This window comes from Mycolicibacterium lutetiense (genome assembly GCF_017876775.1).
Lineage (GTDB): Bacteria > Actinomycetota > Actinomycetes > Mycobacteriales > Mycobacteriaceae > Mycobacterium > Mycobacterium lutetiense.
Genome location: NZ_JAGIOP010000002.1, coordinates 648158 through 673726 on the forward strand (window position 1 = coordinate 648158; position 25569 = coordinate 673726).

Annotated in this window: 21 protein-coding genes; 9 read left to right on the forward strand and 12 right to left on the reverse strand. The window is 65.8% G+C overall.

Annotated features, from left to right (window positions below; genetic code table 11):
- Positions 1-2: 2 nt before the first annotated feature.
- A complete protein-coding gene (locus JOF57_RS12420) occupies positions 3-926 on the reverse strand; it encodes an RluA family pseudouridine synthase (protein WP_209916819.1) in 924 nt (307 codons plus the stop codon).
- A complete protein-coding gene (lspA, locus tag JOF57_RS12425) occupies positions 926-1660 on the reverse strand; it encodes a signal peptidase II (RefSeq protein ID WP_209923306.1) in 735 nt (244 codons plus the stop codon). Before lspA ends, JOF57_RS12420 begins: the two co-directional genes overlap by 1 nt.
- Before the next feature lie 68 nt (positions 1661-1728).
- Here lspA and JOF57_RS12430 point away from each other — a divergent pair, with 68 nt between their 5' ends.
- Genes JOF57_RS12430 through JOF57_RS12440 form a run of 3 tightly spaced genes read left to right on the forward strand, consistent with a single transcriptional unit; the run spans position 1729 to position 3686 of the window.
- A complete protein-coding gene (locus tag JOF57_RS12430; protein WP_209923308.1) occupies positions 1729-2697 on the forward strand; it encodes an asparaginase in 969 nt (322 codons plus the stop codon).
- Entirely contained in the window at positions 2694-3185 is a 492-nt protein-coding gene (locus JOF57_RS12435; protein WP_234938120.1) for a hypothetical protein, read from the forward strand. Before JOF57_RS12430 ends, JOF57_RS12435 begins: the two co-directional genes overlap by 4 nt.
- A 39-nt stretch (positions 3186-3224) precedes the next feature.
- Positions 3225-3686 (forward strand): hypothetical protein, encoded by a 462-nt coding sequence (locus JOF57_RS12440; protein ID WP_234938121.1) that lies wholly within the window; start codon positions 3225-3227, stop codon positions 3684-3686.
- Here JOF57_RS12440 and JOF57_RS12445 read toward each other — a convergent pair.
- Positions 3668-5050 (reverse strand): DNA polymerase IV, encoded by a 1383-nt coding sequence (locus JOF57_RS12445; protein ID WP_209916823.1) that lies wholly within the window; start codon positions 5048-5050, stop codon positions 3668-3670. The two genes, JOF57_RS12440 and JOF57_RS12445, sit on opposite strands and share 19 nt — an antisense overlap.
- Positions 5051-5083: 33 nt before the next feature.
- Between JOF57_RS12445 and JOF57_RS12450 the strand changes: the two genes are divergently transcribed.
- Positions 5084-5302 carry an RNA-binding S4 domain-containing protein gene (locus tag JOF57_RS12450; protein WP_209916825.1) on the forward strand — a complete coding sequence of 73 codons (219 nt, stop codon included), beginning with the start codon at positions 5084-5086 and terminating at the stop codon, positions 5300-5302.
- A gap of 10 nt (positions 5303-5312) precedes the next feature.
- Here JOF57_RS12450 and ileS read toward each other — a convergent pair whose 3' ends face one another.
- Both ileS and JOF57_RS12460 read right to left on the reverse strand, forming a co-directional pair.
- A complete protein-coding gene (gene ileS, locus JOF57_RS12455; protein ID WP_209916827.1) occupies positions 5313-8462 on the reverse strand; it encodes an isoleucine--tRNA ligase in 3150 nt (1049 codons plus the stop codon).
- Between the two features lie 253 nt (positions 8463-8715).
- Entirely contained in the window at positions 8716-9282 is a 567-nt protein-coding gene (locus JOF57_RS12460; protein ID WP_209916829.1) for a hypothetical protein, read from the reverse strand.
- 136 nt (positions 9283-9418) lie between these two features.
- Between JOF57_RS12460 and JOF57_RS12465 the strand changes: the two genes are divergently transcribed.
- From JOF57_RS12465 to JOF57_RS12475, 3 genes are all read left to right on the forward strand, one after another.
- On the forward strand, positions 9419-9796 hold the full coding sequence (locus tag JOF57_RS12465; RefSeq protein WP_209916831.1) for an XRE family transcriptional regulator: 378 nt from the start codon (positions 9419-9421) through the stop codon (positions 9794-9796).
- Positions 9797-9817: 21 nt separating this feature from the next.
- Positions 9818-10552 (forward strand): hypothetical protein, encoded by a 735-nt coding sequence (locus JOF57_RS12470; RefSeq protein WP_209916833.1) that lies wholly within the window; start codon positions 9818-9820, stop codon positions 10550-10552.
- A gap of 163 nt (positions 10553-10715) precedes the next feature.
- On the forward strand, positions 10716-13790 hold the full coding sequence (locus JOF57_RS12475) for an MMPL/RND family transporter (protein WP_234938122.1): 3075 nt from the start codon (positions 10716-10718) through the stop codon (positions 13788-13790).
- A 12-nt stretch (positions 13791-13802) separates the two neighbouring features.
- On the opposite strand, the gene JOF57_RS12480 is transcribed toward JOF57_RS12475, so the two are convergent.
- On the reverse strand, positions 13803-15191 hold the full coding sequence (locus JOF57_RS12480; protein ID WP_234938123.1) for a hypothetical protein: 1389 nt from the start codon (positions 15189-15191) through the stop codon (positions 13803-13805).
- A 57-nt stretch (positions 15192-15248) separates the two neighbouring features.
- Between JOF57_RS12480 and JOF57_RS12485 the strand changes: the two genes are divergently transcribed.
- Together JOF57_RS12485 and JOF57_RS12490 are read left to right on the forward strand one after the other, a co-directional pair.
- Positions 15249-15959, forward strand: a complete 711-nt coding sequence (locus JOF57_RS12485; RefSeq protein ID WP_209916837.1) for a GAP family protein — start codon at positions 15249-15251, stop codon at positions 15957-15959.
- A 50-nt stretch (positions 15960-16009) separates the two neighbouring features.
- Positions 16010-16432, forward strand: coding sequence for a hypothetical protein (locus JOF57_RS12490; RefSeq protein WP_209916839.1), 423 nt, complete (start codon positions 16010-16012; stop codon positions 16430-16432).
- Between the two features lie 13 nt (positions 16433-16445).
- Here the strand turns inward: JOF57_RS12490 and JOF57_RS12495 are convergent, their stop codons facing one another.
- From JOF57_RS12495 to scpA, 6 genes are all read right to left on the reverse strand, one after another.
- Positions 16446-17675, reverse strand: coding sequence for an Rv1490 family membrane protein (locus JOF57_RS12495; protein WP_209916841.1), 1230 nt, complete (start codon positions 17673-17675; stop codon positions 16446-16448).
- Between the two features lie 68 nt (positions 17676-17743).
- A complete protein-coding gene (locus tag JOF57_RS12500) occupies positions 17744-19660 on the reverse strand; it encodes an AMP-binding protein (protein ID WP_209916843.1) in 1917 nt (638 codons plus the stop codon).
- Positions 19661-20624: 964 nt separating this feature from the next.
- Entirely contained in the window at positions 20625-21890 is a 1266-nt protein-coding gene (gene lipL / locus JOF57_RS12505) for an esterase/beta-lactamase LipL (protein WP_209916845.1), read from the reverse strand.
- Positions 21891-21964: 74 nt separating this feature from the next.
- Entirely contained in the window at positions 21965-22306 is a 342-nt protein-coding gene (locus tag JOF57_RS12510; RefSeq protein WP_209916847.1) for a DUF4333 domain-containing protein, read from the reverse strand.
- A 35-nt stretch (positions 22307-22341) separates the two neighbouring features.
- Positions 22342-23316, reverse strand: a complete 975-nt coding sequence (meaB, locus tag JOF57_RS12515) for a methylmalonyl Co-A mutase-associated GTPase MeaB (RefSeq protein WP_209916849.1) — start codon at positions 23314-23316, stop codon at positions 22342-22344.
- Between the two features lie 2 nt (positions 23317-23318).
- The gene (scpA, locus tag JOF57_RS12520) at positions 23319-25568 is read right to left on the reverse strand and encodes a methylmalonyl-CoA mutase (RefSeq protein ID WP_209916851.1); all 2250 of its coding nucleotides are present in this window, start codon (positions 25566-25568) and stop codon (positions 23319-23321) included.
- Position 25569: the final 1 nt, after the last annotated feature.

Below are 25569 nucleotides of genomic sequence, written 5' to 3' on the forward strand. Positions count from 1 at the left end.
AGCTAGTGGCGGCGCAGAACGTCGAGGGCGGCCTGCAGGTCAGCCGGATACGGACTGGTGATCTCGATGCGCCGGCCGTCCGCCGGATGGGCGAAGGCCAGTGAGCGGGCATGCAGCCATTGACGTTCCAGCCCAAGTTTTTTCGCCAACGTGGGGTCGGCTCCGTAGGTCATGTCGCCGCAACACGGGTGGTGCAGTGCGGCGAAATGCACACGGATCTGATGCGTGCGGCCGGTCTCCAGGTGGATGTCCAGCAGGCTGGCGGCCTGGAACGCCTCGACGGTGTCGTAGTGGGTGATGCTGTGGCGTCCGCCCTCGACGACTGCGAACTTCCAGTCGTTACCACGATGCCGTCCGATCGGGGCATCGATCGTTCCGCTCGACGGATCCGGGTGCCCCTGCACCAGCGCGTGGTAGCGCTTGTCGACGGTGCGCTGCTTGAACGCCCGCTTGAGCACCGTGTATGCCCGCTCGGACAGGGCCACCACCATGACACCGGACGTGCCGACATCGAGTCGATGCACGATGCCCTGGCGCTCATGGATACCCGAGGTACTGATCCGGAAGCCCGCGGCGGCCAGGCCGCCCAGCACGGTCGGACCATGCCAACCCACCGTGGCGTGCGCGGCGACCCCCGGCGGCTTGTCCACCGCCACGATGTCGTCGTCGGAGTAGAGGATGCCCATGCCCTCGATGTCGACCGGGGTGTTCTCGACCGGGGCAGGTGCCTCCGGCAGCCGAACCTCCAGCCAGGCCCCTGCCACGAGCTTGTCGGACTTGGCCGCAGGCACGCCGTCGATATCGACACCGCCGTCCTCGGCCATGCCTGCCACCGCGGTGCGCGACAACCCGAGCAGCCGGGCCAGGCCGGCGTCGACCCGCATTCCTGCCAGGCCCTCGGGCACCGGCATCGACCGGGTGGTCACTATGACGTCTCTGCCTGGCGCCCGACCGCGCTCGACTCGTCCGATGAGGACGCCGACTCGGTGTCACCGGCCTCTTCGGCCTGGTAGTCGGCGGCGTCAGCCGGCTCCGATTTCGCCGGTACATCGCCGTCCGCGGGGTCGTTCAGGTGCCGCCCGACCCCGGCAGTCTCGTCGTCCGACTGGCGCCGGCCGACGGTATCGAAGTCGAACCCGAACAACGACAGCGCCACCAACAGGATCGCGCCGCCCACCACGGCCGGATCGGCCACGTTGAACACCGGCCACCATCCGACCGAGAAGAAGTCCACCACGTGACCGCGCAACGGTCCGGGTGCGCGGAAGAAGCGGTCGATCAGGTTTCCGGTCGCACCGCCCAGGATCATGCCGAGACCGATCGCCCACCACGGAGACACCAGTCGGCGACCCATCCAGACGATCCCGATCACCACGCCGGTCGCGACGAGCGTCAACACCCAGGTGTATCCGGTTGCCATCGAGAACGCCGCGCCGGAGTTGCGAACCAACGTCCAGGTCACGGTGTCACCGATGATCGACACCGGCTGTCCGGGCGTCAGCAGGCGCACCGCGAGCACTTTGGTCACCACGTCGATGATCAGCACAACTGCGGCGACGACGAGCAGCAGACGCAGCTGCCGCCGGGGCCGAGCAGCACGTTCAGGGGATGCTGCGGCATCCCCGGTGGCGTCGGTTACCGGCTCTACCGGGCCTGACATTTCATCAGTCACTCCCCCATCATCCCAAACAGTCCATGCGGAGCAATTGCGGGACAATCTGGAGCGTGATGCAGACCGTGACAGTGCCCGTGGTGCCGCGCAGGCGCATCGTCGTGATCACCACCGGTGGCACCATCTCGACCAGCACCGACGACGCCGGAATCCGGCATCCGACGCACACCGGGGCCGAGTTGACGTCCGGGCTGGCCGTCGACGCCGACGTCGAGATCGTGGATGTGTCGGCGACGGACAGCGCACAGCTGACGCCCGCGGACTGGGACGAGATCGGCGAGGCCGCCGGCGCCGCAGCGACCCGGGCCGACGGTGTCGTCATCACCCATGGCACCGACACCATGGAGGAAACCGCGCTGTGGCTGGACCTCACCTACGGCGGAGCCGTGCCGGTGGTGCTGACCGGGTCGCAACGCAGTGCGGACGCGGCGGACGCCGACGGCCCCGGCAACCTGCGCGACGCCATCGCCGTCGCGGCCAGTCCGCAGGCCAGGGATCTCGGGGTGGCGGTCGCCTTCGCCGGCACGGTGTGGCAGCCGCTGGGCCTGCAAAAGCGGCACACCCACGAGTTGACCCCCTTCACCGGGACCGCGCTCGGAACGGTCACCGACGGCGGGTGTGAGATCACCCGCGCGAAGGTGCGCGTCCATATCGGTGAGCTGGCCGCGGCGTCGGCGCCCAGGGTCGACATCGTCGCCGCCTATCCGGGAGCGGACACGGCAGCGCTCGACGCCTGCGTCGCCGCCGGGGCGCGCGCGGTCGTCCTCCAGGCGATGGGTTCGGGCAATGCGGGAGCCGCATTGATCGACGGAGTCGGTAGGCACTGCCGCAACGGCGTCGTCATCGCGGTGTCGACCCGAGTGCCCGACGGTCCGGTGGCCGCGCAGTACGGACCGGGTCAGCAACTGGTCGATGCCGGCGCCATCATGGTCCCCGCTCTACGGCCCGCGCAGGCAAGGGTCCTGCTGATGGCGGCGCTGGCTTCCGGGCAGCCGGTCTCAGAGGTCATCGACGCCTGGGGTTGACGGACTGTGCTCAAATAGAGAACGCGCGTTTCCACATTGCGGCGGCAGCCGCCGTCGGCCTGTCGCTGCTCGCCCCGCTCCCGACCGCGGCGGCCCTGCCCTCGCCACCCGGCGTCGCGGAGATCGACGGTTATCCCATCGCGGAGGGCAACTACAGTTCGCCTACCGATTTCTACGGGCTGTTCTTCCGCACGCCGGACGGCCGGTTCTGCGGAATCCGTCCCAACCGCGGCCCGGTCGGCTGCGACGCGGTTCCCGGGGACGCTCCGGCGGGAACCAACCAGACCTTTGTCGAGAGCGGGGCGCCCGCGTCCTACCGCTATTCGGGGACGGCGTCCTTCACCCGCGATGTCGACGTACTGCCGCCCGGTTCCCGGCTGGAGAACTGGGGCGCCAGCTGCGGTGTCGTCGACGAGAGCACAGTGATCTGCAAAACCTCGGGCCGGCATGGCTTTTCGCTGGATCCCGCGTCCGGCGTGCTCTGGTAGTCGGCGGCAGGGGTTGACGGCGCCGGTTCAATGGGACCTATGCGCCATCACCTCATGGCAATTGCGGCGATCGGTCTCTTGACGCTCGGCACCGCTCCGACCGCCACGGCTGAGCCACCGCCGGGCGCCGACGCCATCGACAGCTATCCGAAAGCAGAGGGGCATTACAGCTCACCCACCGACTTCTACGGCGTGTTCTTCCGGACCGCGGACGGTCGCCATTGCGGGATCGGCCCCAACGGCGGTCCGGTGGGTTGCGACGCCGTGCCGATCGACGCACCGGCCGGCAGCAACCAGATCTTCGTCAACAGTGGCGGCCCCGCCGCCTACCGGCACTCCGACACCGCGTCGTTCACCCGCGACGTCGACGTGCTGCCCGAGGGGCACCGGCTGGAGAACTGGGGCGCCAGCTGCGGGGTCGGCTATCAGGGGACGGTGACCTGCAAGACCTATGGCGAGCACGGCTTCATCCTGAACGCCACCTACGGCGTGCTCTGGTAGTCCGCCAGTCCGCTCAGGTAGTCGCCCCAGTCCAGGCTGTCGATCGGATCAGCCCGGGTGAATCCGGGCGTGTCGTCGGGAAACGTGCGGGCTGGACCGGGACCGCCGACGCGGGTCTCGAAACGCACGGTCATCACCCCGTGCCCGGCGCCCTGGACCCAGCCATGGCCGTGCTCGGGGTGCGCCACATCGTCGCCGATGCGCCACCCGGTTGGGGTGGTCTGGGCCGCCTCGGCGGTCTGGTGGTGGGAGTCGGAGATGTCGTCGAGCTGCTCCAGGTCGGGGAACAACGATTCCTGTCTACTGTCGGACAGGCCCGAAAAGCCCACGCCGACAAGCCGAATGGATCCGATCTCGACCGGGTCGAGCAGCAGGCGGCGTGCGGTACCGATCAACGTGGCGGCCTCGGTGGTGGCGTAGGCCAGCGTCGCCGAGCGGGTCAGCGTGCTCATATCCGACTTCTTCAGTTTGACCGTCACGGTGCGGGCGCCGCGGCCGTCCTTCTCCAGGCGCCGGTGTGCGTGCTCGCCGATCGGACCGAGCGCATCCTGCAGCTCGCGCAGGGTGGTGAGGTCCGCGGGAAACGTCGACTCGGCGCTGATCTGCTTGGCCTCGGCCCGCTCGGTCACCGGGCGGTCGTCGATTCCGCGAGCCAGGCGATGTAGCGCGGGACCCACCGTGGCGCCCAGCACGCTCGCGGCCTCGGTATCCGACAGCGCTGCCAGTGCACCGACCGTCTCGATGCCCAACCGGTGCAGCTTCTCCTCGGCCACCGGCCCGATCCCCCACAACTTGCGCACCGGCAGGCTGTCGAGCAACCGCACCTCCTCGTCGCGGCGGACGATCCGGATCCCGTCCGGCTTGGCCAGCCCCGAGGCGATCTTGGCGATCTGCTTTCCGGATCCGGCACCCACGGAGGCCACCAGTCCGGTCTGCTCGAGCACCTTGCCCCGCAACCGCTGGCAGAAGTCCTCGACGTCGGTCGCGGTGGCGCCGGCCAGCTCAACCGGTTCCCCGAAGGCCTCGTCGAAAGACAGCTGCTCAAGCACCGGAACGACGCTGCGCACGGTATCCAGGGCGCGCCGGCTCGCCACGCCGTAGACCGCGCCGCGGGGCGGCAGCACCACCGCCGGGGCGCCGACGAGCCGGCGGGCCTGGTGCATCGGCATCGCCGACCGCGCGCCGTACCGACGCGCCTCATAGCTGGCTCCGGCCACCACGCCGCGCCCGCCCAGTCCTCCGACGAGGACGGGCCGGCCGCGCAGGGTGGGACGGGTCAACTGCTCGACCGACGCGAAGAACGCATCCATGTCCAGGTGCAGCACCCAGCGTCCGCCCGCGCCCTTGACCTCGGCGCCGTTCATAGCTGCTGATGCTATGGCGCTAGCCTGACCTGCATGACGCCGGATGACGTACCGATCAGGGATGAGTCGATTCGCCTTGGACAGTTCCTCAAGCTGGCCTCCCTGATCGACAGTGGCGCCGACGCCAAGGCGGTCATCGCCGACGGTCTGGTCAGCGTCAACGGCGAGGTCGAACTGCGGCGCGGCCGCCAGCTACGCGCAGGCGATATTGTCTCGCTCGCCGACCGGACAGCACGGGTGGCCGGTCCCTGACCCGCACGCGTCACGCTTTGGCGATCGCGACCCGTACCCCGTCCCCGATCGCCGAACCCTCCAGCACCATGGCGGTATCGACGAATTCGAAACTGGTGGCCAGGATTTCGCCGGCGATGAGATCTCGGTGGGCTCGCGCCCACGGCTCGTACCGATCCGGAACCGAGATCTGCACGACGATGCGGTCTGACACCTCGAGGCCGGTTGACTTACGCAGTTCCTGCAGTTCGCGGATGCGATCCTTGGCCCAGCCCTCGGCCTCGAGTTCCTCGGTGACCGTGCCGTCGAGCACCACCAGGCCGGTACCGTCGGGCAGGGCCGCGGTCCATTCCGGTTCGGCCGCGACGAGTTTGGCGGTGTACTCCTCGGGTTGCAGCACCACCGGGCCGGCGGTCAGGGTGCCGTCGGGGTTGACGACGCCCTCCCCCGCCTTGACGGCCTTGATCGCGGCCTGCACATCCTTGCCGATCCGCGGGCCGGCCACGCGCGCGTTGACGGCCAGGTCGAACTTGCCGTAGGCGTCGATGTCGTCGGTCAACTCGACCGCCTTGACATTGAGCTCGTCGGCGATCAGATCCGCGAATGGGGCCAGGGCCGATGGGTTGTCCACCGCCACGGTCAGTTTCGGCAGCGGCAGTCGCACCCGCAGCTTCTTGGCCTTGCGCAGCGAGGACGCCACCGAGCACACCTCGCGCACCTGGTCCATCGCGGCCACCAGGTCGGCGTCCTTGGGCAGCACATCGGCTTCCGGCCAGTCGGTCAGATGCACCGAACGCTCACCGGTCAGGCCCCGCCACATCACCTCGGTGGCCAACGGCAGCAGGGGTGCCGCCAGCCTGCAGGCCACCTCGAGGACGGTGTGCAGGGTGTCGATGGCGTCGGTGTCCTCTTCCCAGAAGCGTGAACGTGACCGGCGCACATACCAGTTCGTCAATGCCTCGGTGAACTGCCGCAATTGGTCGCAGGCCCCGGAAATGTCGCACGTGTCCAACGAGACGGTGAGATCGTCACGCAACTGGGCCAGCTTGGCCAGGATGTAGCGGTCGAGGACATGGTCCGAGTCGGTCCGCCAAGCGCCCTTCGCCGGCGCGTACAGCGCCAGGAAGCTGTAGGCGTTCCACAACGGCAGCAGTACCTGCCGCACGCCTTCACGGATGCCCTGCTCGGTGACGATCAGGTTGCCGCCGCGCAGGATCGGGGATGCCATCAGGAACCAGCGCATGGCGTCGGAGCCGTCGCGGTCGAAGACCTCGCTTACATCGGGATAGTTGCGCAGCGACTTGCTCATCTTCGCACCGTCGTTGCCCAGCACGATCCCGTGTGCCACACAGGTTTTGAATGCCGGCTTGTCGAACAGCGCAGTGGACAACACATGCATGGTGTAGAACCAGCCGCGCGTCTGACCGATGTACTCGACGATGAAATCGCCGGGGAAATGGGCGTCTTCACCATTCTGTTTGCCGTCGACGCCCCCGCCCAGGAACCAGTCCGCGTTCTCGAACGGATAGTGCACCTGCGCGTACGGCATCGACCCGGAGTCGAACCACACGTCGAACACGTCCTCGATCCGGCGCATCGTGGACTTGCCGGTCGGATCATCCGGGTTGGGCCGGGTCAGCTCGTCGATGAACGGTCGGTGCAGATCGGTCGGCCGCACGCCGAAATCGCGCTCCAGCTCGTCGAGGCTGCCGTAGACGTCGATCCGCGGATAGGCCGGATCATCGGACTTCCACACCGGGATGGGGCTGCCCCAGTATCGGTTTCGCGATACCGACCAGTCGCGCGCGTTGGACAGCCATTTGCCGAACTGCCCGTCCTTGACATGTTCGGGGTACCAGGTGATCTGCTGGTTGAGCTCGACCATCCGGTCCCGGAAGTCGGTGACCTTGATGAACCACGACGACACCGCGCGGTAGATCAACGGGTTGCGGCACCGCCAGCAGTGCGGATAGGAGTGCTCGTAGGTTTCGTGCCGCAGCAGTACCGCGCCGTTGGCGCCGGCGGGCCCGTCACCGTTCTTGAGATCACGGATGATCTGCGAGTTCGCCTCGAACACATGCTGGCCCGCGTAATCGGGCACCGACGCGTCGAAGCGTCCCTTCGAGTCCACCGGTGTGACCGCGACGATGTCGGCGGCGTCGGCGGTGGCCTTGTCATCCTCACCGTAGGCGGGCGCCATGTGCACGATGCCCGTGCCGTCCTCGGTGCTGACGAAGTCAGCCCCGAGCACCTGGAACGAGTTGGGTGCGTCCATGAAGTAGGCGAACGGCGGCCGGTACCTGGTCCCGAGCAGATCCCGCCCGGCGTAACTGCCGAGAACCTCAGGTTCCTCACCGAGCTCACGGGCGTACGCCCCGAGCCGGGCCTGTGCCAACACGTAGCGCCGCCCGTCGGGTCCGGCCACCTGCACGTAGGTGACATCCGGGTTGACGGCGACGGCCTGATTGGACGGCAAGGTCCACGGCGTGGTGGTCCAGATCAGCAGTCGGGCGCCCTTCAATGGGCCTTCGGTGACGGCGAAGCCCACCGTGAGCGCCGGATCCTGGCGGCTCTGATAGACGTCGTCATCCATGCGGAGCTCATGGTTGGACAACGGGGTCTCGTCGTTCCAGCAGTACGGCAGGACGCGGTTGCCCTCGTAGGCCAGACCCTTGTCCCACAACCGCTTGAAGGCCCAGATCACCGACTCCATGAAGGTCGGGTCGAGGGTCTTGTAGTCGTTGTCGAAGTCCACCCAGCGGGCCTGCCGGGTGACGTAGGCACGCCATTCGTCGGTGTACTTCAGCACCGAGGCGCGGCACGCCGCATTGAACTTCTCGATGCCCATCTCTTCGATCTGGGCCTTGTCCGCGATACCGAGCTGGCGTTGCACCTCGAGTTCGGCGGGCAGACCGTGGGTGTCCCACCCGAACCGGCGCTCCACCTTGTAGCCGCGCATGGTGCGGTAGCGCGGCACGATGTCCTTGACGTAGCCGGTCAGCAGGTGGCCGTAGTGCGGCAGACCGTTGGCGAACGGCGGCCCGTCGTAGAAGACGTATTCCGCGGCATCCTCGCGGCGGTCCAGGCTGGCTCGGAAGGTGTCATCGGCGGCCCAGTAGTCGAGCACTTCAAGTTCCCGCTCCGGAAAATTCGGTGCGGCGGGCTTGGGATAGGCGCTCACGTCTCGTCTCCTGTGCCGGTGCCGAGTTCAACAGCTCAACACGCTCAAGGCACGGGGACGACGTCGCACGGGTGCGCAAGCGCCGCGGTACCACCCCGCTTGCGCGCTGCATCGCAGCGCGCCGCTCCACTTCAGGCGATCACGGGCCTACCCGTCCGGTTCTACTGGACTGCGGATCAATGCGTTCGGATCCGGCAGCTGTTCTTCCGAAGGCTCCCCGGTGATGGCCGGATCAGCGCCGATGCGCCCAAGTCTAACCGGAGGTGACCTCGATCAGGGCCAGCGGGAACTGCTCGGCCAATTCGTGCACCGTGCAATGGTCGAACCCGCGACAGTCGAACCGCCAGTCCAGACGCATGGTGGTCGCGCTGTCGTGGGCGATGTGCACGACGAGCGGATGGTCGCATTGGCCCGCGCGCGGGCCCTCGCCGTAGGCGAAGCCCAGGTCCGCCGACGGATGGTCACCGCTGTCCACATCCGGACGTGCCGCGTCGAACAATTCGGGCCCGGACAGGCCACGATGCGAGACGCAGGAGACGCCGACGCGGCGATATCCGGTCCGCTCGGGACCACTCACGACGTCCACGATCAGCAGACCGTCACCGATCGTGCGGGCCACTGTCCGGCCCAATGCGGCCAACAGCAGCTCCTCGGCGGTGCAGCCCATCGCGATCTCGGCTTCACGCAGTTCTGCGGACAACACGTCGTCCAGCGAACTGGACACCGTTGCCATGTCCGCGGCAACGGGAGGTTCTGCCGTGCCGTAGTCGGCAATCCACGAACTTGCGCCAGACGCGTAGGGCAGGACGGAAACAGACATATATGTAACGTTAGCCAGCCAGTCCCAAAAATGGGAGAGCTGTGCCAAAAGTCTGACATCGTTGTCAATAATGCGATGGCCGGCTTTGCTGCGGTTCGCTGTGACCAGGCTTGGGTCTGGGGTCTATGGTGTTCTGATGCCGCGCACCGACGAGAACGGCAGGCAACTCAAGGCCCTGCTCGACTATCTGCTGGACGGCGAGGTCGACGCCAAGGCCGTGTACAGCGCGCTGGGCGTATCCAGCAGCACGTATTACCGGCGGGTGAAAGAAGCCGACTATCCGAATGCCGAGGAATTGCGGCAGGTGGCCGACCGTTTCCGCCTCAGCTACCCCGACCTGCAGATCCGGTTCGGGCTGATGAGCCGCCAAGAGGTGTGGCACTACGTGGAATCGGCCCAGGTCGCCGTGGCCCCGGTGGCTCCCGCGGACACGGCCACCCGTGTCCGGTCGGCCGTCCACCGGACCGGCAGGCTCGCCGAACTGACCCCACGATCCGACGCTCCCCCGCTGTAACTCCGTCCGAGGCAAAGTCTTATGTCCGTCGCCATTCTCATCCTGATCACACTGGCCTGCATCCTGTGGAGCCTGTGGATCAGGAGGGTCACCTGGTCGTGCCGGTGGGAGGTGGCCGCCACCCTGAACATCGCGCTACAGGGCCTGGCCGTGCTGCTGATGTCGCCCTGGGCCTCGGCGACGATCGGGCAGGTGCTGTACGACCTGACGGGAAAGTGGAACGTCGAGGACTACCTGGGCCACGACGCCTACATCGTGGCGGCATCGGCCATCGTCTACAACTCCCTGGGCCGACTCCAGGACGACAGCGCGATGCAGCGCACGTTCAAGCAGTACATCGAGCGTCCGGCCACGATCTGCATCCCGGTCCTGCTGGCCACCTTCTCGATGGGAAATGGTGCTTCGGTGTACCGGGCGGACTTCTTCCAGGTACCCACGGACTTCTGGCTCAGCGTGTACTGGATTCTCCTGTGCGGCACCTTGATCTATCTGCTGGGCTACGGGGCCCGTGCCATGCTGATCCTGCGCAAGGATCCGAGGTCTCGCCGGATCGCCAACATCTACCTGTTCGCCTCGATCAGCGGCGTGCTCGCGTGCGCGACCCGAATCGTCACATCGCTGGTACCGGCGCTGCAACCCATCGAGAATGGCCGACTGGTGTGGATCTTCGCCTGTAGCTGCGGTGCGATCTTCGCACTCGCCTCCGCGCATTCCTGGCGGATCAAGACGCGGTGGCTGGCCCCGAGCAATCAGTGAGGCCAGCCCTCCGACCTGCGGGTACGGCAGGGCTGCCGCCCACACCCGAGCACCACATACACTGGCCGCACTGAAGCCATCGGCTCGTCGTACGACAGACGGTGAGCGAACGCGTGCGAGGTGCGCAGAAGTAAGGAAGTGCAGGATCAGTAAGGCAGCCCAGTTGTTGCGGCGCCTCCATGGCAGCGCAGACGGCACCGAGAACCGTGCCTTTGTACGGCTGGGTGCTATCGCCGTCCGGTGGCCCTGGCTGGTGATCGTGTTCTGGGTCGTCCTCGCGGCCGGACTGCCGCCGATGTTCCCGTCACTGACCGAGCTAGCCCAGAAAACACCGCCGGCAATGCTGCCGGCGGACGCCCCCGGGTCGGTCGCCGCGAAACAAATGTCCCAGGCGTTTCACGAATCGGGCTCGGACAACATCCTCCTGGTCGTTCTCAGCGACGAAAACGGCCTGGATGGCGCCGACGAAGCTGTCTACCGCGGCCTCGTCGACAAATTACGGGCCGATACCGCGAGCGTCGTGACCCTGCAGGATTTCGTCACCACACCGCCCCTGCGGGAGGTGATGACGAGTCAGGACGGTAAGGCCTGGTTGTTGCCGGTCAGTCTGACCGGCGAACTGGGCTCGCCGCAGTCCTACACCGCGACGTCGAACGTCGTCCGGACTGTCAAGGACACCGTGGGCGGGTCCGGTGTCACCGCACACGTCACCGGCCCGGCGGCGACGCTTGCCGACCTCGCCGAAGTGGGCGAACGCGACCGATTGCACATCGAAATCGCGACCGTGGGCATGCTTCTGGCGATCCTGTTGATCATCTATCGCAATCCGCTCACGATGATCTTCCCGCTACTGACCATCGGGGTGTCGCTGGTGACGGCGCAGGGGGTGGTAGCCGCGTTGGGCAGCCTCGGCCTGAGCATCTCCGCCCAGACCATCGTATTTCTCACCGCGATGCTGGCGGGCACCGGAACCGACTACGCCGTCTTCCTGATCAGCAGGTATCACGACTTTCTGCGGCTGGGGCAGACGTCTGACGACGCCGTCAAGAGCGCGTTGAACTCGATCGGCCCGGTGATCGTCGCGTCAGCAGCCACCGTTGCCGTCACATTCCTCGGGATGGTCTTCACCAAGCTGACAATCTTCTCGTCCGTCGGAGTGGCACTCGCCGTCGCCATCGCCATCGGCTGTCTTGCCGCCATGACGTTCCTGCCGGCTGTTCTCACCCTGGCGGGCCGTCGGGGATGGATCGCGCCACGCCGCAGTCTCACCGACACCCTGTGGCGGCGTTCGGGTGTGCGCATCGTGCGTAACCCAAAGCGCAACCTGATCGCCAGCATGATGCTGCTGGTGATACTCGCCGGTTGTGCGAGCCTGGCGACGTACAACTACGACGACCGCAAGGCTCTTCCCGGCTCGGTCGAGAGCCTGCAGGGGTATGACGCGATAGCCGCACATTTCCCGGTGAATTCGAGCCTGCCCCAATATCTCCTGGTCGAATCCCCTCATGACCTTCGGGGCCCTGAGGAACTCGCCGACCTCGAACAGATGGCCCACCGAATCAGCCAGCTGCCCAATATCGAAGCGGTCCGGGGTATCACCCGCCCGACCGGAGAATCATTGGAGCAGGCCAGGCTGTCGTTCCAGGCGGGCGAGGTCGGCACGAAACTCGACGATGCGTCGTCGCTGGTCTCCGAGCGCGGTGGCGATATGGACAAACTCGCCAACGGCGCCGACCAGATGGCCGACGTACTCGGCGGGGTACGGGGTCAACTTGGCCAGGCAGCGGTCACCGTCAGCGGACTGATCGACGCGCTGTCCTCGATGCAGAAGCAGTTCGGCGGTGGCCAGGCGCTCAACCAGTTCGACAGTGCCGCCAAACTCGTGGTCGCTATGCGGTCACTCGGCGACTCGATCGGAGTGACCCTCGACGATGCGGCCGACTCCGTCCAGCGGGCCCGTCCGGTACTGATCGCACTCAATGCCAGCCCGATCTGCGATGGGGACTCCTCCTGTCGCGACTCCCGCGGTCAACTGCAACGCCTGGTCGACGCCGGTGACAACGGCAGCCTGGCAGGTATTGCCCAGTTGGCCAGGCAACTGAAGGCGACCGAGGGAAACCAGACCCTGGGTTCGACAACCGATAATCTCCGGAGTGCATTCGACACCGCCACAAAGGCATTGAATTCGGCGGGCCTGGACGACCCGTCCAGTATGCGGCAGCAGATGGCGACGCTTCGGCAGCACGCGGACTCTCTCGCCGATGCCAGCCGCCAGCTGGCCGACGGCGTGACGCTCCTGGTCAACGAGACCAAGAAGATGGGCGGCGGTCTGGGCGATGCATCGGCATTCCTGCTCGCGATGAAGAACGAGGCCTCGACGCCGTCCATGTCCGGGTTCTATGTGCCCCCACAGTTCTTGGCTACCGATGACTTCAAAAAGGCTGCGGAGCTGTTCTTTTCCTCAGACGGCCACACGGTGCGCTACATGATCCAGACCAAACTCAACCCGTTCGGCACCGATGCGATGGATCAGATCAACGCGATCCTCGATGTAGCTCACGACGCACAACCCAACACCACGCTTGCCGATGCGAAGATCTCGATGACGGGCTACTCGGTCTCACTTCGCGACACCCGCGCGTACTACAACGCCGACATCAGGTTCATCATCCTGGTGACCGTTGCCGTGGTGTTCCTGATCCTGGTCGTATTGCTGCGCGCAATCGTGGCACCGCTGTATCTGATTGCCTCCGTGGTGATTTCGTACATGTCAGCGCTCGGTATCGGCGTGTTGCTGTTCCAATTCGCGCTGGGGCAGGAGTTGCACTGGAGCGTGCCGGGACTCACCTTCATCATCCTGGTTGCGGTCGGTGCCGACTACAACCTGCTGCTGATCTCCCGGATCCGCGAGGAATCGCCGCACGGCTTACGGACCGCCGTCATTCGTACGGTCGGCGCAACCGGCGGGGTGATCACCGCTGCGGGCCTGATCTTTGCCGCATCCATGTTCGGAATGCTGTTCGCCAGCATCAGCACTCTGGTGCAGGCCGGCTTCATCATCGGCGTGGGAATTCTGCTCGACACGTTCCTGGTGCGTACCACCACAGTCCCTGCCATGGCCGTCCTGGTGGGCAAGTTCAACTGGTGGCCGTCGCGGTGGCAACCGGAAAAGAAGGCACCGCCGAGGAAAATCGAAACTGCCGGGCCCGAGCCAGAGTTGGCGACCGCCGCGGATTGACGCCCGACGACATCAGTCGACGTTCCCGGGCAGGTCGAAGTCGGCAAGCGTGTGCCTCACCGCTTCGGACAGTTCTGCGCGCGTATTGGGCTCGCCGGCGGTCCAGCCCGACACGGTGAGGAATATCCGCTCCTGACCGCGGCCCGAAGCCAGGTAGAGCCATCCACCCATGCTTTCCAGCGCGCCCGGTGTGATGCCCGGTTCGACGAGTCGGAAGGACACGTCGTCGGCGTCGGTGCCGTCCGGCCGGTTCAGCGCCGGGGGCAACTCGCCGAGGTTTGAACACCCGATCGGGCTGCCGACTTTCAGGACCATCCGTTCCAGTCGGCGCACCAGGAACTTCGGCACATACGGGGTGATCGGCAACGGCGCCAGGTTGGCGTCCGCAGCGGCGCCCAACTCGCTCAGCACCCGCTTGAGTTCGCCACGTATCTCGGTCAGGTCGGTGTTGGCCTTGGCCGGGTCGACGATCGCGGTGACCGTGTTCAGTGCGTTGCCACGGGTATCGCCCGCGGTGCGATCGCTGACCGGGAACGACAGCATGGCCCGCCCATCGGCATCGACTCGGCCGAGCAGTTGTCCGAGCCGGGCGGCGAATCCGGCGAACAATGAATTACTTGTTCCGCCAAGGCTTTCTACACGTCTATCCCAGTCATTCAGGTCGATGTAGGCCGTGACCGTCGGTGGGATCACCGGGTCCAGGGAGCCTGGCCGGATCACCGGTGCGGCCGACTTGGACGATGCCGCCAGGTCCTCACTCTGCTCGCGAGCGACCCGCACCGTCGCGAGCACCGCTCGCCCCACCTCGGGTAATCCACGGAATGCCAGCCGCGCGTCCCGCAGCAAAGCCTGCCGCCGGGTGACCGATCCCGGCGGCGGGTAACCCAGGTCACGGCGGATTCCCTCGGCGGCGTCGGCGATCGTGAGGGTCAGGCCCAACGCATCGGCTATCGAGTGCGACACCACCAGGCTGACGGCGGCACCGCCTTCTGCCAGCGGCACCACACCGAGGTGCCAGGCGGGCCCGTGCTCGGGATCGATGGGGATCACGATGCGTTCGTCGGCCCACGTGCTGACCTCCGCACGCGGGCGTTCTGCCGCCGCTACGGCGATGTCGGCGGGACCGGCCGATGAAATCCAACGGTGCCGTCCGAATGGGAGCGGGGACCGCTCGATGCGGCGCCCCAGTAGCCCGGAGCCGAGGTTGCGGTGGAACCTGCGCAACCCCGCAATGTCGACCTCGCCCGAGTAGATCCAGGTGAATTGCATGATCGGCGCACGACCTAGCGCCCGCAATCCCAGAAATGACGCCTGATCCATATACGCGAGCGTGTTGTCCACGTCGGCATGGTAGATCGTCACACCCCGAGCGGTGGCACCCACCGGCCCGGGTGATCCCATCGCCGGACGGTCCGGAGCCAGGCAACCTTTCAGGGCTTTCGCGTAAGGTCCGTTCGTGTGTGGATCACCGTGCTGGGCCTTGCCATTGCGGTGAACTTCGAGCCGATCCGACTGGGCCTGATCACCCTGGCCCTCGGCAGGCCGCGGCCCGTGCTGCAACTGCTGGCATTCCTGTCCGGGAGCTTTCTGATGAGCGTCACGGCGGGCCTGATCGTGTTGTTCGTGGTGCGTCCCGGAATCCTGGCAACTCCCCAGTTCGGCGCGGGGAAAGTGCAAATGGTGTTTGGTGTGCTCGCGCTGCTCGCGGCGGCTCTGCTGGCGAGCAAAGTGCCGCTCGGTCAGTTCACCGGCGCCCTCGAGAGCGTCGGGACCGCGGGCGGCGCCCCGCCGCCACCCGGCCAGTCGCGCACCGTCCAATTCATGACCTCGCGGGTCAAGGGGCTCGTACGGGGCAGTTCGCCCTGGTTCTCCGGAGCGATGGGGGTGGCAATTGCCTTGCCCTCGATCGACTATGTCGCCCTGCTGGTCCTCATCGCCACGTCCGGGGCCACCCCGTTGAACCAGGTCGGCATGCTCATCACTTTCGTCACGGTCGCCAACACCGTCGTCGCCATCCCGATCGCAAGTTTTCTGGTGGCACCTGACGCGACCCGCACCCGGCTGGAGGCAATGCGAACCTGGGTGCAGACACGTACCCGGCGCGACGTGGCGCTCGTACTGACGTTTGCCGGTGTGGCGCTCGTCGTCCTCGGTGTGACGGGACTTTGAACATCCGAAACCACTATGATGGAACGATATTCCAATCGAGGGAGCACTCGGTGAAATTCCCGCACGGGCTGCTGCGAACCGCTGCGGCCGCCACAATGGGCATTGCTATGTGGGCCGCCGCCAACGGCGTCGCACAGGCGGATCCAGCCGATCCGCAAATGCACGAGAACGCCGCACCGAACGATCAACCGTTGCTGCAGTGCCCGACGTGTACGCCGGAAGTCCAACAGTTGCTGGCACAGGTCGGCCCGATTCCGGAACCAGGGCCGATCCCGGCCGACTGGCCGGCTCCGGTCGAGGTAAGCGTCCCGGTGGGGGTTGGCCCTCCTGGCCTTCCGCTGCCTGCGCTACCCGGCGTCGGGTTGCCGCAACTGCCGTCGCCGCAGGACCTCCCACCGCCCCCACCGCCGCCGGGGTTGCCGCCACCGCCGCCGCCGCCGGGATTGCCACCCCCGCCATGGCCGTTCGGCTAGTCGGTACGAACAACTACCGCGTCGGGCCACCACCCGGAGCAAGGCCCAGCGGAATCAGCATGAAACCGAGGATGACCAGCGGCAGCAGCCGCAGGGTCCGCGCCGGGGGTGCGGTGTCGATCTCGGGGCGTCTGCTCGCGTACAGGACATAGACCACCACGATGTCGAACGCGAAGACGAGAAGCCACCGCGTCCAGTCCACACCGGTGACGAACAAGGGCACCAGCAACAGCACACCGAACGCCGGCAAGATGAACCGGCCGTGCAGCTCACGAACGAAACCGCGCAGGGAAACCCCGGAGAAATAGCTCAACGCCCGCAGCGTCAGGGCAATCCCCACCACACCCAGCACGAACGACCCGATCAGTGCAGGCAATCCCACCGCGGCGACCTCACCGAACCCGTCCGCCACGGTGTGATCGAGGGTGGACAGATACCAACCGCAAACCCAGTCGTGATAGTCGGAGAGGCTCTGTGTCCGGCCGGTCAGATAGTCGAGGAGTTCGGGGGCCGACTTGATCGACGCGAACGGAGTCTCGATCATCCGGTGCGGCACGGTCTGGCACACCTTGGCGCTCACCTCGTGGTTGGCAAGTGTCGCCACGACCAGCGCAACCAGCAGACCGGGGGTGATCGCCAAGACAGCGCAAAGGCGTTGCACCGGCGCGGTCAACCCTTGGGCGAGGATCAGGATGGCCAGGATCGCGCCTAATCCGAACTCGAGCGCGATGCCCTCGTGCATCAGTGCGAGCACTGCCACGACGAGCCCGAACAAGGCGCACGACACCACCGCTGAGCGCTGTCTCGCCACACCGTTCAACACCAGGCACAGCGCGATCAGCGCCACCGCGCCGAACAGGTCGGGACGCCCGGAATACACGGCGAACGGAACGCCGAACGGCAGTACCGGAAGAAGCAGCGCCACCATCAACCGGCGATCGGACCAGCCGTCCCTGAGCAAACGAACGACCAAGGCGGCAAGGCTGACCAGATATGCCGCAGCGGCGACCCACCGCACGAGGTAGGCGTTTCGGAAGAAGTCGGGGTCGGAGACGTTTCCGACGAGCTCCCCGGCCAGGCCGCGTCGAACGAACCCGAACCGGTAATCGACGGCGTAGTACGAAATCAGGTAGTGATCAATGGGAACGACGGCCACCGCGAGATAGACGAAAGCCGCTGTCCACGTTGTGATCAACGCCGCGATACCTGCATAGGTCAGAATCCGGCGCCGACCGAGCGGCACCCGCGTCGTTTCCGGTTGCCGGTCGGTCGATGGGCGCGGAACCGCCTGTTGAGAAGTCGGTCGCACCACTAGCTCACGGGAACGTTGACGTCGAGCCGGTTGAACTCATCGTTCCGGTACTGGTCCACGCACGAAGCACGTCGGATCTTGCCGCTGGTGGTGATCGGGATCGCACCCCGGGGCACCAGTACCAGGTCCGCGGCACTGAGCCCGTAAACCTGCGAAATCGCCGCCGCCACATCGCGTTTGATCGTCAGAAGATTCTCCGCGACCGCTTCCTCGGTGTCACCACGCTTCTTGACTTCGATGATCGCGACGAGTTGCTCGGTGCGGTCCTCCTCCACCCCGATCGCCGCGACGCGGCCACCGGTGATCTCCTGGATCGTGGCTTCGATGTCATCGGGATAAACGTTGCGGCCTCGCACGATCAGCAGATCCTTGATCCGCCCGATGATGAACAGCTCACCATCGGAGATGAATCCGAGGTCCCCGGTACGCAGCCACGGCCCTTCCGGTGTGCCCGGCGACGGGTCGGCCAGGGTGGCGCCGAAGGTGTACTCGCTCTGCTCGGGCTTCTCCCAATAGCCGAGGCAGTTGTTCTCACCGTGCGACCAGATCTCACCGATGGCACCGGCCTGTACTTCCAAGCGCGTTTCGGCATCGACGATCCGCACCACCGGCGATTCCGGAGTGCCGTATCCGACCAGTTCGGTGCCCGCCCCGATGGCGCACCGCTCGGCGTGCCCGGCCGACAGCTTCTCCGTTTCGAAGGCCACCACACTGGGTGGACCGGGCTCACCGGTCGAGACATACAACGTCGCCTCGGCCAGACCGTAGGACGGCCGCAGCACATCCTCGGGGAAGTTGAACTTGCCGAACCGCTGCGCAAAACGCTTCAGGGTCGCCTCATGGACCCGTTCCGCCCCGCTCCACACGGCGATCACATCGCCGAGGTCGATACCGGCGAGGTCCTCATCCGAAGTACGTCCGACGGCCAACTCGAAGGCGAAGTTCGGGCCGGCGCTGACGACGCGCGGGTAGCTGCCCATCAACTGTATCCAGCGAGCCGGCCGCGCCAGGAAGGCCAGCGGGCTGGTGAATACCGTGTTCCAGCCGCCCAGGATCGGCGCCACGACCGCCAGCATGAGACCCATGTCGTGGTAGAAGGGCAGCCACGACACCACGTTGGTGCCCGGCGGCGGAACCTTTCCGAAGTGCGGGAAGAAATCGCACATCATCTGCTCGAAGTTGGCCGTCAGGTTGCGATTGGTCACCATCACACCCGCCGGGGTGCGGGTGGAGCCCGACGTGTACTGCAGATAGGCAGTCTCCGGACGAGCTTCGCGACTACTGATCGCCTTCACCCGAGCATCGAGATCGAGCGTATCGACCGAGATCACCGCGGGAACCGTCGAATCACCCTGCTGGACTGCATATTCGATGACCCCTGCACTCGACGGCGAGGTGGTGAGGATCACTGAGGGCCGGCAGTCGCCGAGCACCGCCGTCACCCGCTCGTCGTGGACCCCACCCATCGGCACCGACAACGGAACCGCGATGAACCCGGCCTCCAGAGCGCCGAGGAAGGAGATGACGTACTCCAGCCCCATGAACACCCCGGTCAGTGAGCCACTCAGCATCGCCGGGTCGATTCCGGCATGTTCGATGGCTTCCCAGGCGGTTTCCAAGAGCAGGCGGTGCTGCGGGTCGATGGCCGTCGCTTCGCGCTCGCTGATGCCGAAGAACCCCGAATCGAAACCTGCCACGTCGTCGAGGAAGGCGCCCCACTTGGACACCGAACGTCCGGGTACGCCCGGCTCGGGGTCGTAGAACTCATGCGCGTCCCACCGCTGCGCCGGCACTTCGGTGACCAGGTCGTCACCCTGCAGCAGCGCGGCCCACAACTGTTCGGGCGATTCGATCTGGCCCGGGAGCCGGCAGCCCATGCCTACGACAGCAATCGGGGTTACTGGAGTCTCGGCCAAGTCGGCTCAACCTCTCTCTGGTCGATCGATGAGCAAAACTCCGATCAACGTACTTAGGACGCGGAATAGAAAGTGCGCTACGTCGTCACCGACGGACGGTACCGAATCCCCGTATCCGATACGAGTCGTTGCCAACGCGGGTCCGTAGCCTAGCGCCTGGACCAACTGAATGTTGGAAACGCCCGATCGCAAAAACGTTCACGAGTTCGCTACGTCGATCAATTTTTAAGAAACGGCAGTACCAGACAATGGGGGCAGCGAGACAGGCGCAAGAGCGCAGGATGGCCGCGTCGATCCATCAATCAGACTGCACTGCAATGGTTTTCACCATATTTCTCCGCACGTCCACTCTGGCGGAGAAATTATCTCGCTAACTAATACCGGCCCGATTCCAGACCCGGAGACGCATTCCCACAGATTGTCCACAGTTTGGAAACGGTGTTCTTTTTACCCCCCGCGGCCAATTTATTCGACTCCCGTCAACAGTTAGCTGGCAACCAGTACGCAAACTGTCCGAACATAACTGAACCGAATTCATGTTCCATCGGCGGAACGCCCGATTGTGGTACGAATGCGTACCCAAAACGCACATCAGCTAATGGCTGTTGTTGACTATGCAACGTCATAACCAGCATCGATCATTCAGGTCGGCCAAGGTGTCGCAACGCCTGGCACATTCGCGTACCAAACTCCGGGCCCGATAGGGGCCAATTGAGATCCAGCCCACGCCGGACTGGACAGGTGACAGAAGCTACATTCTGTCTACCAAGGCAAATCAGCAGCGGTTAACGGTGGACATGCACTGCAATTCCGGGATGGGAGTCCCCCACCTGGGACAGACTGTGATGTATATCACTACAGACGCAGGCGGTACGCTGCTGTTCCCGCCACGCGCTCAGCCACTCCGCAACGAACGGAGCCGACCTGACAGTTCAGGTCGGCTCCGGCGTCGAGATAGACGGGACTACCCGGCAGCGGGCTTGGGTACCTCGTACGGTGACGCACCGAGATCCGGCACGGCCTCGAATCCGCGCGCACGCGCGCGGGCCACGTCTTTACGGATCAATGCGTTCAACCCGACGAACGTCGCCATGTCCAACACCATCGGTGTCAACAACCGGTTGTGCACAAAGCCGATCGCCAGCCCGCTGGCCCGGTCCGCCCAGCCCACCGACCCGCCGAGCCCGACATGGCCGAATCCGGGCATGATCCCGAACGGCACCGAGTGATACCCGAGATGGAAGCCGAGCGGCACCCCCAGATTCCGATCAGGGCGTAGACCGGGCGGACCGGCCAAACCGGCGACGATGCGCTCGGACAGGAACTCCACGCCACCGAAGCGGCCCTGGTTGGCGATTGCACCGTACATGCGGGCCAGACCGCGGGCGGTCGCGACGCCGTTGACGGCGGGCGCCTCGGAATCCAGGAACGGGGTATCTCCCTGAACCAGGGACATCACCCCGGGGAAGTACATCGAGCCGAACGCTCTTGAGGCGTTCAACGCAGCGAGCCGCGGCGCCATGAAGTCGAAAACCTGGTTGGGCCAACGCCGTTGCGGCACCAGAATCTGTGCAGCGCGGGTCGGGGCGTCGGCCGGCGGACGCCCCAGATGCAGACCATCGGTTCCCAACGGCTCGGCCAGCTCGATGCGGAACAACTCGCGCATACCGTGCCCGGTCACCGCGCGAGCCAGGCCGGACAGCAGCCAGCCGTAGGTGAGCGCGTGATAGGCCGGCTTGCCGAACAGAAGTGGGTTCACCGAAGCCGCCGCAACCCGGTTCTCCATCACCAGCTGATCGAGCAGATCGGCTTTGCTGACTCCATTGAGCTGAGACAGCCCGGCTTCGTGCGCCATCACTTGCCGCACCGTGATCGCGGATTTGCCGTTGGCCCCGAATTGCGGCCAATATTCGCTCACCGGGCTGTCGTACTCGATCAGCCCGCGGTCGACGAGGCGGTGGATGACCGTCGACGCCATGCCCTTCGTCGCGGAGAACACCATCGCACCGGTGTCGGCTGTCCAATATTGCGTACCGTCACGGTCCGAGTAGCCGGTCCAGACGTCGACGACCGGCTGTCCGTCCTGCAGGATTACCAGCGCTCCGCCGCCGTACCTACGGCCCGGGAACAGTTTCGAGAAGCCGCGAACCGTGCAGGAGAAGTTCCTGTCCGCCGCGCCCTGGACGCCGTGCGGAAGCGCCTCGTCGCGCTCCCCGTTGTGATCGGTCACACACTCGAATTTACCTGGAACCCCGGCAAATTCCACAAGAGTTACCTACCTGTTAGCCAGGGTCGGCCACCCGGTCAGGAGGTCGGCTTCTCGTCCACCTTGAAGTCGACCATGACCTTGCCGGACTCCACAGCCTTGACCGTCGCCGTAACGCCGTACTTACTGCCGTCCTTGGCTGTCAGCACGCAGTGCTGGGTCGTCCCCACTTTGCCGACGATACCGTCGTCGCAGGTCACCGACTTGGCCTTGCGCTTGGCCGCGGTTTCGAGCTTTTCCTTCGCCATGGCCTGAAGCTTGGTCTTGGCCACGGTAGGTTGTGTCGCCGTCGACTCACCGCCGCCACAGCCCGTCAGCACCGCTGCGCCGACCATTGCGGCGACCACCAGCACACGCAGTTTCGCGTTCACGTCCCTCATCTCGGGTCAGCCCAGCCTTTCGCTTCCGGATTGTCTCAATCGGCCGCGTCGAGGATTTCCTGCGCGGCCAACGCCGGCGTGAGTTCACCCTCACGCACCCGACGCTCCACCTCGTCGCGGATGCTGCGCACGCCGGGATGGGACAACACGCGGTCCAGCACGGTGTCGCGCACCATCGACCAGGTCCAGTCCACCTGCTGCGCGCGACGCCTGGCCTCGAACTCGCCGGCCTCGGTGAGCACCTGACGATGCTTGAGCACCGTCTCCCACAGTTCGACCAGCCCGTGGCCTTCTATCGCACTCATCGTGAGAACAGGTGGCCGCCACAGTGTGTCGCGCGGATAGATGAGGCGGATGGCGCCCGTCAGTTCACGGGCGGCAGCCTTGGCCTCGATGGCGTGCTCACCGTCGGCCTTGTTGACGACGATGACATCGGCCAGCTCCAGCACACCCTTCTTGATGCCCTGCAGTTGATCACCGGTGCGGGCCAAGGTGAGGAACACGAACGTATCGACCATGTTCGACACCGTGACCTCGGACTGCCCGACCCCCACCGTCTCGACCAGAATGACGTCGTAGCCCGCCGCCTCCAGCAGAACGATGGTCTCCCGGGTGGCCTTGGCCACCCCACCGAGCGTCCCGGAAGTGGGCGACGGCCGGATGTAGGCATCCGGATGGACCGCCAGCCGGGCCATCCGCGTCTTGTCACCCAGGATCGAGCCACCGGTCCGGGTCGACGACGGATCCACCGCCAGAACCGCGACCCGGTGACCGGCCTCGATGAGATACATGCCGAGTGCCTCGATCGTCGTCGACTTGCCGACGCCGGGGACCCCGGTGATGCCGATGTGTTGAGCTTTGCCCGCATCCGGCATCAGTTCCAGCAGCAACTGCTGGGCCTGGTCACGATGGTCGGCCCGGGTGGACTCGACCAGGGTGATGGCCCGCGCCAGCGCGGCGCGGTCGCCATTGCGGATGGCGGCCGCCAACTCAGGGACCGAGAGAGCCATGTCTAGCTCAGCTGGTAACCGAGCCGGTCTGCCAGCTTCTGCAGCAGGCCGATGGCGGCATCGGCGATCACGGTGCCCGGAGGGAAGATCGCGGTCGCCCCGGCCTCGTAGAGTTCGTCGAAATCCCCGGGTGGGATGACCCCGCCGACGACAACCATGATGTCGGAACGGCCCACCTCGGCCAGCGCGTCACGCAGCGCGGGCACCAGGGTGAGATGCCCAGCGGCCAGCGAGGACACCCCGACCACATGCACGTCGTTGTCGGCGGCCTGACGGGCCACCTCGTCGGGGGTCGAGAACAACGAGCCCACGTCGACGTCGAAACCGATATCGGCGAATGCCGTCGCGATCACCTTCTGCCCGCGGTCATGCCCGTCCTGACCCATCTTGGCCACCAGGATGCGCGGCCGTCGGCCGTCGGCCTCAGCGAACTTCTCAACCAATTCGGTTGCGGTACTCACGTTTCCGGCCTTCCCTACCTCGTCGCGGTAGACACCGGCGATGGTCCGGATCTCAGCCTGATGCCGGCCGTACACCTTCTCCAGTGCGTCGGAGATCTCGCCGAGGGTGGCCTTGGCCCGGGCCGCGTTGATGGCCAGCGCCAGCAGGTTGTTGCCCAGCCCGTCCTCACCAGCGGAGCCAGTAGCCTCGGCGGCCCGGGTCAGCTCCGCCAGGGCGGCCTGGGTCGCCGACTCGTCCCGGTCGGTCCGCAGCTGCGCCAGCTTGGCCAGCTGTTCGGCCCGGACCCGGCTGTTCTCGACCTTGAGGACCTCGATCTCCTGGTCCTCGGTGACCTGGTACTTGTTGACGCCGATCAGCGGCTGCGCGCCCGAATCGATCCGGGCCTGCGTACGGGCGGCGGCCTCCTCGATGCGTAGCTTCGGGATTCCGTCGCTGATGGCCTGCGCCATACCGCCGTGCTCGGCGACCTCCTCGATGTGCGCCCGCGCCCGCTCGGCCAGCTGGTGCGTGAGCCACTCGACGTAGTACGAGCCACCCCACGGATCGATGGGCCGGGTGGTGCCCGATTCCTGCTGCAGCAGCAACTGCGTGTTGCGGGCGATCCGTGCCGAGAAATCGGTGGGCAGCGCCAGCGCCTCGTCGAGCGCGTTGGTGTGCAGCGACTGGGTGTGCCCCTGGGTGGCCGCCATCGCCTCGACACAGGTACGGGCCACGTTGTTGTACACGTCCTGCGCGGTCAGCGACCAGCCCGAAGTTTGCGAATGGGTACGCAGGGACAGCGATTTGTCGTTCTTCGGGTCGAATTTCGCCACTAGCTCGCTCCACAGCAGACGCCCGGCGCGGAGCTTGGCCACCTCCATGAAGAAGTTCATGCCGATGCCCCAGAAGAAGCTGAGCCGCGGGGCGAACTTATCGATGTCCAGCCCGGCTGCGAGGCCGGCCTTGATGTACTCGACACCGTCGGCCAGCGTGTAGGCCAGCTCCAGATCGGCTGTCGCTCCGGCCTCTTGGATGTGGTAGCCCGAAATCGAGATGGAGTTGAACTTCGGCATCTTGGCACTGGTGTAGGCGAAGATGTCCGAGATGATCCGCATCGACGACGTGGGCGGATAGATATAGGTGTTGCGGACCATGAACTCTTTGAGGATGTCGTTCTGGATGGTCCCGGCCAGCTTCTCCGGCGGCACCCCCTGTTCCTCGGCGGCGACGACGTAGAGCGCCAGGATCGGCAGCACCGCACCGTTCATCGTCATCGACACCGAAACGGTCGACAGGTCGATGCCGTCGAACAACTGACGCATGTCGAGGATCGAATCGATGGCCACCCCAGCCATTCCGACGTCACCGGCCACCCGCGGATGATCCGAGTCATAGCCGCGGTGGGTGGCCAGGTCGAAGGCCACCGACAGACCCTTCTGACCGGCGGCCAGGTTGCGCCGGTAGAAGGCGTTGGATTCGGCGGCGGTGGAGAATCCGGCGTACTGGCGGATGGTCCACGGCTGGTTGACGTACATGGTCGGGTACGGCCCCCGCACGAAAGGCGGTGCGCCGGGGAAGCTGTCGAGCGGGTACCCGGCGGCAGCCGCTGCGTCGCGGTCGGCTGCGACGTACACCGGTTTGACGTCGATGCCCTCGGGTGTGGTCCACGTGAGCTGCTCGGGCGCGTAGCCGTGGGCGGCCGCAGCCGCGGCGACCTGCGTCTCGACGGCGTCCGGAGTGGCCGGCTCACCCGTGCCTTCGCCGTGCAGCGGTACGTCGGCGAAACTTCCGATTCCAGTTGTGGCAGTCATC